10 protein-coding genes, 1 tRNA gene and 1 riboswitch are annotated in these 11,362 nt (G+C 39.1%); of the genes, 1 reads left to right on the top strand and 10 read right to left on the bottom strand.

The window, feature by feature from the left end:
• Window positions 1-21 precede the first annotated feature (21 nt).
• The 4 genes from AACL18_RS05460 to serS all read right to left on the bottom strand — a co-directional run bounded on the left by AACL18_RS05460 (window position 22) and on the right by serS (window position 4,889).
• Window positions 22-97 (bottom strand) — tRNA-Lys (locus AACL18_RS05460).
• A 140-nt stretch (window positions 98-237) separates the two neighbouring features.
• Entirely contained in the window at window positions 238-1,491 is a 1,254-nt protein-coding gene (locus AACL18_RS05465; protein WP_339049810.1) for an NRAMP family divalent metal transporter, read from the bottom strand.
• A 162-nt stretch (window positions 1,492-1,653) separates the two neighbouring features.
• A complete protein-coding gene (locus tag AACL18_RS05470; protein WP_339049811.1) occupies window positions 1,654-3,603 on the bottom strand; it encodes an OPT family oligopeptide transporter in 1,950 nt (649 codons plus the stop codon).
• 11 nt (window positions 3,604-3,614) lie between these two features.
• Window positions 3,615-4,889: a serine--tRNA ligase gene (serS, locus tag AACL18_RS05475; RefSeq protein WP_339049812.1), complete on the bottom strand. Its 1,275-nt coding sequence runs from the start codon at window positions 4,887-4,889 to the stop codon at window positions 3,615-3,617.
• Between the two features lie 47 nt (window positions 4,890-4,936).
• Between serS and folD the strand changes: the two genes are divergently transcribed.
• A complete protein-coding gene (gene folD / locus AACL18_RS05480; RefSeq protein ID WP_339049813.1) occupies window positions 4,937-5,791 on the top strand; it encodes a bifunctional methylenetetrahydrofolate dehydrogenase/methenyltetrahydrofolate cyclohydrolase FolD in 855 nt (284 codons plus the stop codon).
• 67 nt (window positions 5,792-5,858) lie between these two features.
• On the opposite strand, the gene moeB is transcribed toward folD, so the two are convergent.
• The 6 genes from moeB to AACL18_RS05510 are packed head-to-tail and all read right to left on the bottom strand — an operon-like array spanning window position 5,859 to window position 11,168.
• A complete protein-coding gene (gene moeB, locus AACL18_RS05485) occupies window positions 5,859-6,950 on the bottom strand; it encodes a molybdopterin-synthase adenylyltransferase MoeB (protein ID WP_422395877.1) in 1,092 nt (363 codons plus the stop codon).
• Window positions 6,950-8,176: a thiamine phosphate synthase gene (gene thiE, locus AACL18_RS05490; RefSeq protein WP_339049814.1), complete on the bottom strand. Its 1,227-nt coding sequence runs from the start codon at window positions 8,174-8,176 to the stop codon at window positions 6,950-6,952. The genes moeB and thiE overlap by 1 nt, the downstream gene beginning before the upstream one ends.
• On the bottom strand, window positions 8,173-8,961 hold the full coding sequence (locus tag AACL18_RS05495; protein WP_339049815.1) for a thiazole synthase: 789 nt from the start codon (window positions 8,959-8,961) through the stop codon (window positions 8,173-8,175). The genes thiE and AACL18_RS05495 overlap by 4 nt, the downstream gene beginning before the upstream one ends.
• A 2-nt stretch (window positions 8,962-8,963) precedes the next feature.
• Window positions 8,964-9,167, bottom strand: a complete 204-nt coding sequence (thiS, locus tag AACL18_RS05500) for a sulfur carrier protein ThiS (RefSeq protein ID WP_339049816.1) — start codon at window positions 9,165-9,167, stop codon at window positions 8,964-8,966.
• Window positions 9,148-10,218, bottom strand: coding sequence for an FAD-dependent oxidoreductase (locus tag AACL18_RS05505; RefSeq protein ID WP_339051618.1), 1,071 nt, complete (start codon window positions 10,216-10,218; stop codon window positions 9,148-9,150). The genes thiS and AACL18_RS05505 overlap by 20 nt, the downstream gene beginning before the upstream one ends.
• Before the next feature lie 2 nt (window positions 10,219-10,220).
• A complete protein-coding gene (locus AACL18_RS05510) occupies window positions 10,221-11,168 on the bottom strand; it encodes an ABC transporter substrate-binding protein (RefSeq protein ID WP_339049817.1) in 948 nt (315 codons plus the stop codon).
• A 73-nt stretch (window positions 11,169-11,241) separates the two neighbouring features.
• Window positions 11,242-11,335: riboswitch (TPP riboswitch) on the bottom strand.
• Window positions 11,336-11,362: the final 27 nt, after the last annotated feature.

The raw sequence follows: 11,362 nt of genomic DNA on the forward strand, positions 1-11,362 counted from the left end.
TAGCTAAGTGTATGATTTTACTGGTGGGCCGTGATGGAATCGAACCATCGACCAATAGATTAAAAGTCTACTGCTCTACCAACTGAGCTAACGGCCCCATGAAAACGGAAGCCGAGATTGTAGACAATTTGCTAGTGAATAGCAATCCTAATACACATTTTTTTTCGATGACTCTAGCCATTGCAGCAAATAATTCTATCAATTTAATCTTCAAATAAACTTTGTTTAATTAGTCGCCTAAAGAATCCCTGAAATTCCTCCGAATAAACCAAACAAAGAGGTCACTAATAAAATAATTCCAACCAATACTGCATAAACAGGTTTCAAACGAAAGTCTTTCGGTAATGTGCGTAATGCTAAAAGATATAAAAATCCCAATACTATCGGCAATAATAAAGCGTTCATTACTTCGACACCGACACTCAGATTCACTAAATTTATACTCCCAGAAGCCACTAATATTCCGCCTAACACTAAAATTAATGTATAAACTCCATAAAACCAGGGTGCTTCTTTAGGATGATGTTCTAAGGAACGCCGATAACCCATCACTTCACCTAAACCCCAAGCTGCTGTTAAAGAAACCACAATGCTAGCAATCAGTGCGGCACCGGTCATACCGAGAGCAAATAAAATCCGACCCGTTGTAAACCCTAGACTGGGTGTAATAGCCTCACTAATTTGTTGCACCGTATTAAGCGGTGCATGTGGATTTATTTTGCCTATAGTAGCGGCGGTCGCTATCAATAACGCCGCCATAATTAATTGTGTAATGATTGCCCCTAACGCGGTATCCCAACGAGCAATCCGCAAGTGACTCACATTTAGACCCTTATCCAATACCGCCGATTGCTGATAAAAAATCATCCAGGGCATAATCACTGCTCCAATATTTCCGGCCAGCAAATATAAGTAAGATTTATTCTGCCAAGGAATGGTGGTAAAACCAGCAAGTATTTCATGTGCTACGGGTCTTGCATCCCAAGCAACCCATAAAAAAATTAATTCAAATAATCCTAATAAAATGGCAATCCGCTCAACCGAACGATAAGAGCCTGTCCATGCGACAATGGTCAAGAAAACCACCACTAGGGACAAGGTTTCCCAGGCTGGGATATTAAATAGCACCCCAACCCCTGCCAAACCACTAAACTCGCTAAGTATGGCACCAATGCAAGATACCACTAAGGTTGAAACCGACAACCAAGCCCAAGTTTTGCCAAAATAATGCTTAATTAACTCGCCATGACCCATACCCGTGGCAATACCTAAACGTACAGTTAATTCCTGAGCAATATACAGGATAGGCATTAAAATAAACTGTAATGCCAATAATCGATACCCCCAAACTGCACCACTCTGCGCGGCAGTAATTAAACTACCCGCATCGGTATCGGCTAACATGACGACTAAACCCGGGCCAATGATACTCAACCAAAATAATGGTTTTTTTAAAATACGGCGCCCATGCAAAATTTTCGATAAAGACATACTTTCCAGCCATTTTTATTATTCTGGCTAGAAGTGTATCAATCATTATAGGGAACTTCAATAGTAATGATAATCATTATCAATTAGATTTGGTTTCTTAGCTTAAATAATGCCTAGGCAATAATAGATAATTAGTCTTTTATAGGGTTGATTAGCCGAGAGCTATTTTTTTAGACGAACGGCCCAATAGAAACTCGCTGCTAAACCCAATAAACTTAAAAAACCAAGCATCGTAGCGAACGCTTGCCAATTCATGGGCAAGATTGCAAATAAACGAGAATCACCAGTAATTGATAAAGGTATGGCAAGTAACACATCCATCAATGCTGCGCCTGCGACTAAACCACAACTGAGCAAAACAGCATCGTGTTGTTGAAAATCTATTGGCGATGCTTGGCCTTTTTTTTGCAAATACAATTTAACGCCATAAGCAAGCAAACTTCCGATAAATAAGGGAGTGGAAGAGCTTAAAGGTAAATAAATCCCCATCCCTACACCTAACAAGGAAATATTAATTTTACCAAGTTTATTTATAGCGATTAATACCAGCATGATAATTCCACCGACTGCTAAGCTATTCCAAGGCAGATCATGATTAAATACTCCTTGCGTTAATCCTGCCATCATGGCGGCAGGTGGAGCAGATAAAGTTTGCTGCGGATCCATACCGGCGTGCGGTAATACTGTTGTTAGCCCATACACACTAAAAAGTAATTGCATCACATAAGGAATAACTAAAGCAGCAATGACAACACCAAGTATTAGCATAATCTGTTGCTGACTAGGAATAGCTCCAATTAAATGGCCTACTTTCAAATCTTGAATATTATCATTTGCAATACAGGCTGTACCAGCAACCACTGCGCCGATAATGATCGTTATAGCCGCAGCATTCAATAATTGTGAACTTAACAATCCGTGGCTTTTAAAAAACAACAAGCCGCGTAAAATTAATGCCATGAATAATAAACCTGAAATGACTATGGCAGAACCGGGACTCGCTGTTACGCCTACCAAACCGGAAAAATAACCACATAGTGCAGCAAACACAAATCCTATAAGTAACACATACACTACTGCGCCAATCATAAATAATTGTGGAAATGCAAACATTAAGCTATGAATTGGCAATAAATAATCGAATAAAAAATAGATACTCAGAATAACTATACCTAAACCGGCGAGTAAATAATTTAAAGGTATGTCTTGCTCGCTGGGTGAAATCTTTTTTAACGGTTGAAACAATCCTTGTAGTGAAATACGCAAGCTGATATAAAAAGGACGTAATAAATGTAATAAAGTCCATAAGCCAGCGGCTAACATTGCACCTAAACCAATATAATGAATGTCGATGGCGTAAACCGTTAAACTTTTTGCCACAATCAAAGTTTTACCTACCGGTGCAAAATAACTTAATAGAGGTAAGCTAATACACCAAGCAATAACCGCCCCTAACAACAAACTAAGACCCACATTGCAACCAATTAAATAACCTACACCAATTAAAGCCGGTGCAAACCCTAAACCAAAACCGATGATGTTAGATTTCCCGAATACCAGCCATTTTTCAGTGGATACCGCAATAACTTTTAAACCTGTCTGCGCGAACTCCAAACCTGCGCCCAAACCAGTACCTATGAGCATTTTATTAATATGAAATGTTTGTTTTTGACTTAACTTTAACACTTCAGATATCGCACGCGCTTCTGGAAAATAGAGTTGCGGCGTATTGATTAAAATTTTACGTAGTGGAATCGAAAACAAAATACCTAATAAACCTCCTAATAAAGCAATCGCACAATTTGCAAAATAAGGAAAATAATGCCAATAACCGATGATGACTAAAGCTGGAATAGTAAATACGATGCCTCCGGCCACCGCTTCACCGGCAGATGCCGCGGTCTGAATCAGATTCGCTTCAAAAATAGTTCCGTCACGGAATAAACGCAGTATGGCCATTGCCAATATAGCAGCAGGTATGGATGCTGAAGGTAAAATTCCAACTTTTAAGGCGAGATAAGTACTCGATGCGGCCAACACTATCGATAAAAAAATTCCTAAGACAATGACTCTTAAGGTAATACCGGATGGCTGTTTACTGTCTTCTTGCATAGACATTCAATTTAAATGAAATCTTCTTGAATATAATTTTTTAACGCTTCTGGTATGCGTATTTTGCCTTGTTTAGTTTGATAATTTTCCATCAAAGCCACTAAGGTCCGACCCACAGCCAAACCAGAACCATTAATCGTATGTATCAATTCAATTTTAGCGTTTTCTGGATTGCGCCACCGAGCAGCTAAACGTCGCGCTTGAAAAGATTCAAAATTACTGCACGACGAAATTTCACGATAAGTATTTTGGCTAGGCAACCACACTTCGAGATCGTAGGTTTTTGCTGAACTAAAACCCAAATCACCCGTACACAAAGCAACGACACGGTAAGGTAATTCTAATTTTTGCAGTATAGACTCTGCATCCTGTGTTAGTTCTTCTAAGGCTTGATACGAATTTTTAGGTTCGACAAAGCGGATCAGTTCAACTTTTTCAAATTGATGCTGACGGATCATACCGCGCGTATCTTTACCATAAGAACCGGCTTCGCTACGAAAACAAGGCGTATAAGCCACATATTTTTTAGGTAAATCCGTCGCAGTGTAAATAGTATCTCGGGCAATATTGGTAACCGATACTTCTGCTGTTGGTATTAAATAAAAATTGTGCTCACCTTTTAAGCTAAATAAATCTTCAGCAAAACCAGGTAATTGACCCGTACCGATCAAGCTTTCAGTATTGGCAATATACGGTACATAAACTTCTTGATAGGCATGTTCTTTGGTATGCACATCTAACATAAATTGTATCAGCGCGCGTTGCAATCTTGCCAAACGACCATACAAAACGACAAAACGCGATCCAGCAATTTTCGTTGCGCTAGCAAAATCCATTAAGCCGTTTGCTTCGCCTAATGCGACATGATCTTTTACATCAAAATCAAAGTTAGGTACTTTTCCCCAATGACGTAATGTCTTATTTTGCGACTCATCTTGTCCTAGCGGTACGCTTGCGTGAGGCAAGTTTGGAATAGTCAAATAAATAGCCGACAACTCAGCGAGTATATCTTTGAGTTGACTCTCACACGTTTCGCGTTGTTTTTTTAAGCCTGCAACTTCTTCTAATAAGGCAGTAATTGATTCCCCTTTCGACTTGGCTAAGCCTATCGTTTTTGCACTGCGATTACTGGTGTTTTGCAAAGTTTCAGTTTCAGATTGTAGTTCTTTGCGGCGAGCTTCTAAACGCGATACTAGGCGTGTATCGAGTTGATAGCCTCGATTAGCAAGTTGCTTAGAGATTTCTTCAATTTGAATATCGTTACGTAAATACTTGGGATCTAACATATAATGCCTAGATTGCTCTTTTTTAAAACGGTAAAGTAAAAGTAATTATGACGGTAAATATCATCGATGGCAAAGCGATTGCTCAACAAATACGTTTAGAACTTAAACGTCGACTGGAAGAACGGCGCAAAAAAGACCTAATTACTCCTGGCTTGGCTGTGATTTTAGTCGGTGAAGATGTCGCTTCGCAAATCTATGTACGTAATAAACGCGATGCTTGTCGAGATGTTGGCATAAATTCCCTTGCCTTTGATTTACCCAAGTCTATTACTGAGAATAAATTACTCACATTGATTCGAAAATTGAATGTCGACCCCAAGGTACACGGTGTATTGATCCAACTACCCCTTCCGCCATTGATTAATACCGCACATATTATAGAAAGTATCGATCCAAAAAAAGATGTTGATGGTTTTCATCCGAGGAATTTAGGTCTATTAGCTCAGGGTCGTCCTTTTTTGCGCCCTTGCACACCTTATGGAGTAATGCGTTTATTAGACTATGAAAAAATTTCTTTAAAAGGATTAAATGCCGTCATTGTTGGCACGTCGAATATCGTAGGCAAGCCTATGGCCTTCGAGCTTTTAAATGCGGGCTGTACCATCACGCTCTGTCATAGTGCCACTCGCCATCTACAACAACACATTCAACAGGCGGATCTATTAGTCAGCGCCATCGGCAAAGCAGGCGTTATTCAAAGTGCTTGGATCAAACCCAAAGCTATTGTAATTGATATTGGTATTACGCGTGCACCTAATGGAAAACTCCATGGCGATATCGAATTTTCCACGGCTAAAGAAATCGCCGCTTATATTACACCCGTCCCGGGCGGCGTAGGCCCTATGACAGTGGCGATGTTACTAGAAAATACTTTATTTGCTGCAGAGCATAATGCTTGCTAAGCTCTTAAATTGGTTATGGGATAAACATTAAGAAAATCCAATAAAAATTAGTTTTAGGTAGATATCATTAAAAAAATTCGGCTGCTCCTTTTTTTAGATATTTTACCGAAACAAATCCTGCTGCTAACAATATTTTTATCCCTGACAGACTTCTCTTCCCAGAAAGGCAATATAAAATGATGGTATGAGTACGCTTTAATTCGTTTAAGCGACGGGGTAATTCTTCTAATGGTATTAATTGACCACCGATATTTTTTTCCTTATGTTCTTCTGCAGAACGTACGTCAACCAAGCAGGTATTACTTTTTTGTAATAAATGAATCAATTGTTGGATAGAGATGGCATAATTGTTTATTGATTCCTCAGCACAGACAATTGCAGGAATCGGCTCATGCACAAGCTCGCCATAAACACATAATGGACAATCAGGATTCTTGCGCAAATGAATCTTTTTAAATGACATTGTTAATAGATCGACCATCAGTAAATGTTTTACTAAGCCAGCACCCATGTTTACTATCCATTTGATTATTTCTAACGCTTGAAGAATTCCCAGCAAGCCGGGTAACATACCTATTACTCCATCCGTTGCGCAATTCTCGTTAGTATGAGAAGTGGCAGATGGAAACAGGCAACGCAAACAAGGATTTTCTTGGTTAGCATGAAATACTGAACAATAACCTTGAAATTGTCCTGCACTCGCATACACATAAGGTTTGTTTAACTTAAAACACGTATCATGAATTAAATAACGCGTAGCAAAATTATCTGAACCATCAGCAATTATATCGTATTGACTAATGAACTGATCCGCATTGTAGTAAGTTAGTTTTTCTATATAGGAATTCACTTCAATAGATGGATTAAGCGCTAAAAGTTGCTCTCTAGCAGAACTTGCTTTTGCTTGACCCAAATCCTGTGAGCGATAAAGTATTTGTCTGTGTAAATTAGTTAAGTCCACCCTATCATGGTCAACTATTCCTAGTTTTCCCACACCGGCTGCTGCCAAATAAAGTAGTAAAGGTGAACCCAATCCGCCGAGACCTACACATAATACGCGTGCCTCTTTAAGTTTCTTTTGTCCATCCAGCCCAATTTCAGGTAATTTAATTTGTTGGGCATAACGCATTATTTCATCTGCTGAAAGAAAAGTAGACATTATCTTGGCTGGTTTATTTGGTGTAAAAATTTTTCAATTGCCACACAAGGATCACGCGCTTGTGTAATTGCTGAGATAACTGAAATCCCTGCCACTTTGGACTTTACAATATCCGGTAAACGTTCAAGGTTAATCCCACCAATCGCAACCAATGGATAAGAAAGTGTTCTTCGCCAACATTTTAATTGCTCAATGCCTTGCGGTGGAAATAACATTTCTTTACTGTTGGTAAAATATATCGGCCCACAAGCAATGTAAGATGGATTATTGGCATGCGCGCGTGCGACTTCATAATAACAATGGGTACTCACGCCTAGATATAAACCCGAATGATAAATCTCATCGATATCCGCGTTATGTAAATCTTCTTGACCCAAATGCACCCCTGTTGCCTGCAAACGAATAGCCAGTTGCCAATAATCATTAACAAATAGCTTTGCTTGATAATGTTTTGTGAGAAGTACGCTACGCTTAATTTCTTGTTCTAAAAAGAATTCGCTCGCTTCTTTAATACGTAATTGAATACACTTTACACCTTGCCTTAATAATCTTTCTACCCATTGACTGCTATCAACGATAGGATATAAACCTGTGATACACGGCTTAAAAGTAGGGGTTAATTTCAATAAAGGTTTTGGGTAAATATAAGGAAGATCGATTTGTTCTTCTGGCCATCCATTATGAAAAAACTTTAGCGTTTGATTTTCTGTATAAGCATTACGTAATCCACGTTGTACATACATTTTTGCAATAACCATCGCATCCTTGAGCGAATAGTTACGCACTAAACAGGCGGCAATAGCAGTAGAAAAAATAGCTTTCGTCACCATAGTTTGTTTTGGCAATCGTGGCGTAGCCATCCAAAACGATTCTTTGTGATTACTCCAATAATCTTGACAAAAGAAATCTTTTTTTAAACCGCTTGCTTTGATTAATACGCTTTTAGCTCCCCATTGTAACAAGCGCTGCGCAGCTTGTTGTATGTCTTGATAAGTATTCAGCGTTATATCTAATATTTTCTCCACTTCCAGCAAATTACAGATAAGGAGATCGACAAAAGGAAGTAAGTTGATAAAATCTGTAATGTTAGGATCGTTATATTTTGTTATTGTCTTAATCACGGTTACGGCTGGAACATTAAGATTTTTCAGTGTTTCTAAATCAACTGTATCGCTATCCCCTGGCGTGTCTGAATAATTAATAATTAATAACTTTGCTTGTTTCATACTTTATTCTCTTGCTGCCAAAATGGCGTATCAATTAATGATGTACTGGGATGAGCGATATTTCTTTCCGGCATTATTCCTGCCGTATACGCCTCATGTCCCGCGATAATGGCATGACGAAATGCCTGTGCCATGGCAATGGGTTGCTGTGCAAGTGCCACTGCGGTATTCAGTAGCACACCATCAAATCCTAATTCCATCACTTGCACAGCATCCGAAGGCTTACCAATCCCGGCATCAACAATCAATGTAATATCGGGTAGTCGATTGCGTAAGGTGGCCAAGGCATAAGGATTTAACAAGCCTTTGCCCGATCCGATAGGCGCTGCCCAAGGCATTAAAATGTTACAACCCACATCCACGAGCTTTTGACAGATAACTAAATCATCCGTGCAATAAGGAAAAACCTCAAAACCTTGCTCAACTAAAATTTTTGCCGCTTTAATTAATTCGATAGGATCCGCTTGTAAATTATATTCATCGCCGATAACTTCTAATTTTATCCAGGAGGTATTAAATAATTCTCGACTTATCTGAGCTGTTTTAATGGCCATATTAGCGTTTCTACATCCTGCTGTATTCGGTAACAGGCAATAATTTAGTTTTTTTATAGCTCGCCAAAAATCTTCTCCACCCAAGTTAAATGCTGTTTGACGTTGAATAGATAAGGTAATGATCTGTGCGCCTGAAGTTTGAATAGCCGCTGTCATCATCGCCAATGAAGGATAGTGTGCAGTCCCTAAGAGTAATCTACTTTCTACAATTTTTCCCGCTAGATTCCACATGCTTATCCTCCTTGCATGGGTATCAAAATATCGACACAATCATTTGTTTTTAAGAAAGTATTGTTAAAATCCCTACGTGCCACTAAGGTATTATTGACGGTCACAGCCATATCATCTTTAAGTTGCTTATTATGCATTAAAAAATCATACAAACTTGATTCAGTTTCAATGCGATGGCTTTTATTATTAAGAAAAACATTTATCATAAGCTTTCCAAAGTTCTGGATATTGAAAATCCTGTTGATTAATTCCACACAAAATTTCTTCCACTAATGTGGGTGCGATCAAGTAACCATGACGGTACAATCCATTCACAGCTATTAGCCCTTCTTCGTGTTTTATACAGGGTAAATGCGACGCTAAAGTCGGCCGACAATGCGTTCTCGTTTCAATAATCCGTGCTTCAGCAAAACCCGGATGTAAATAATAAGCCGCTGTCATTAATTCCAAACTGGTACGAACTGAGATGGCACTATAATCTTCAACTTCAATTTCGCTCGATCCAATAATATAAATATTTCCGGGTCTTGGAATAATATATAAACTATAACGCGGATGTAAAAACCGAATCGGACGCTGCAATTGCACATTAGGTGCATATAAGTAGATTAATTCGCCACGCACTGCACGTAAATCGGTAAAAATTGTACGCGCACCCATCCCTCGACAATCGAATACGTAATCAAATTTATAGGTTTTTTTCTGTGTAATTATTTGTCTAGATAGCAAAGATGTAACGTATGTGTTGAAACTAAATGAGATGGCTTGTGCCTGCAAATATTCTTTTAGACTGTTCATAACGGACTGACAATCTATTTGTGCTTCATCAGGAAAATAATAGGCGGTCTCAAACTTACTGAGTTCCGGCTCAAGTTGAGTTAAGGTTTCTTTAGATAACAGCTGAAAATAATTATCTGTTGCTAATTTATTACTTATACGTCGAGAAAAATACTGCCATTCAGGCTTGTCTTGAGGATGATGAACGACGATACAGCCAGCTTGTTGGAAATAAACAGGTTCTGATAATTGTTTAAGAATAGTAGGCCAATAAGATTTAACCGATTCTTGTCCTAACTGGAAAATTACAGAATCGGCTTTTTCACATTCAGAAAATGGCGCTAATAAGCCTGCCGCAGCCGAACTGCAGTTACCATCCCCTTGATGCTCATCAAAAAGCGTAACTTGCCAGCCGCTATTGTGTAATGCCAATGCCAGCAACCGACCCATGATGCCCATTCCTACAATACCCGCTTGCATCATCATTCGCTGGTCAGGCAATCCGCAACGGCCGATATTTCCGAGTAGGGAACTTTGGGTAAAAATTGATTGGTATAACAGTCCCTTACAGCAAAATGTTCGTCGACAATATCTAAATGTTTAGTATAACGGCCAACTTTATCCCAATCTCGTTCTACGTTTAATAAAGTACGGGAAAAAAACGGCAAGCTATGCATAAAAATCTTATGATAAAGCGGCGTACGTAATTGTGGTTTTGCTTGACATAAACATTCATAGGCTTCTTCAGGTTGTTCCGTAGTCAATGCCGCGCCACGTTGTGTGGCTTTAAGAAAAGATTGAACTAATTCAGTTTTTTGTAAGGTTTGCTCAGGAACGATGAATTGTACCGAACAAAAACAGCAGCAACCTAAACCCGCAAGTTGATCGATACGCAAAAATACGGTTTCACCGCGTAATTGTTCTAATTCAATTTTTTGAAAATTAATAAATCCAATACCGGTATCAATAATGTTCCGACAGATCGCATCAGTAACGTTCATGCCTATACGTACGGTTTCATAGCTTTTTTGATCGATACCTGCAAACCCTGCTAGATTATCAATAATCTTCTTACCAAACTCGCCGATATAACCTACACGTTTGTTAACGATGTCATGAAAGTTTCGAATTCCACTTGATTTTAAGGCAATTAAACCGGTGGGTGGTTCATCAAGCAGTGTACCAATCGACGTGACTGGATAGCCTTTCGCTCTAGCGGCGACCGTATGGATCATCGCTTTCACGCCAAAATCAACGCTACCTAAACCGACTAATTCTGTTACATCGCTAGGATCGTTGGGCTCGAGTATCGCTAATTTAATATCTTCTTGCGCATAAAACCCTAATTGCTGCGCGACAATAATCGGCGCATGGTAAGGATTGGTGTACCAATTAAGTAACAAGCTAACTCGGGATTTTAATGCTGACATTGCCATAACCTCTCATTTGATCAATAAAAAATGGAGATGGCAAAAGGTAAACACCCCTATAAGAAATAGGGAATGCATTTTTTGAAGGCGATCCTTACGCTGATATGAATCAGTTCAAGTTCAACGGGTCATAATCTCAGCCGTTTCCGACACCCCGCGCCATCTAACAAGTCAATTCTACATTATGCTCGTCT

This window comes from Rickettsiella endosymbiont of Xylota segnis (assembly GCF_964019545.1).
Lineage (GTDB): Bacteria > Pseudomonadota > Gammaproteobacteria > Diplorickettsiales > Diplorickettsiaceae > Aquirickettsiella.

Coding starts and splice junctions, on each gene's coding strand:
- moeB (WP_422395877.1), bottom strand. CDS start 6,950: ATGTCTACTTTTCTTTCAGCAGATGAAATAATGCGTTATGCCCAACAA.
- thiS (WP_339049816.1), bottom strand. CDS start 9,167: ATGATAAATGTTTTTCTTAATAATAAAAGCCATCGCATTGAAACTGAA.
- AACL18_RS05510 (WP_339049817.1), bottom strand. CDS start 11,168: ATGTCAGCATTAAAATCCCGAGTTAGCTTGTTACTTAATTGGTACACC.
- AACL18_RS05465 (WP_339049810.1), bottom strand. CDS start 1,491: ATGTCTTTATCGAAAATTTTGCATGGGCGCCGTATTTTAAAAAAACCA.
- AACL18_RS05505 (WP_339051618.1), bottom strand. CDS start 10,218: ATGCAAGCGGGTATTGTAGGAATGGGCATCATGGGTCGGTTGCTGGCA.
- thiE (WP_339049814.1), bottom strand. CDS start 8,176: ATGAAACAAGCAAAGTTATTAATTATTAATTATTCAGACACGCCAGGG.
- AACL18_RS05495 (WP_339049815.1), bottom strand. CDS start 8,961: ATGTGGAATCTAGCGGGAAAAATTGTAGAAAGTAGATTACTCTTAGGG.
- AACL18_RS05470 (WP_339049811.1), bottom strand. CDS start 3,603: ATGCAAGAAGACAGTAAACAGCCATCCGGTATTACCTTAAGAGTCATT.
- serS (WP_339049812.1), bottom strand. CDS start 4,889: ATGTTAGATCCCAAGTATTTACGTAACGATATTCAAATTGAAGAAATC.
- folD (WP_339049813.1), top strand. CDS start 4,937: ATGACGGTAAATATCATCGATGGCAAAGCGATTGCTCAACAAATACGT.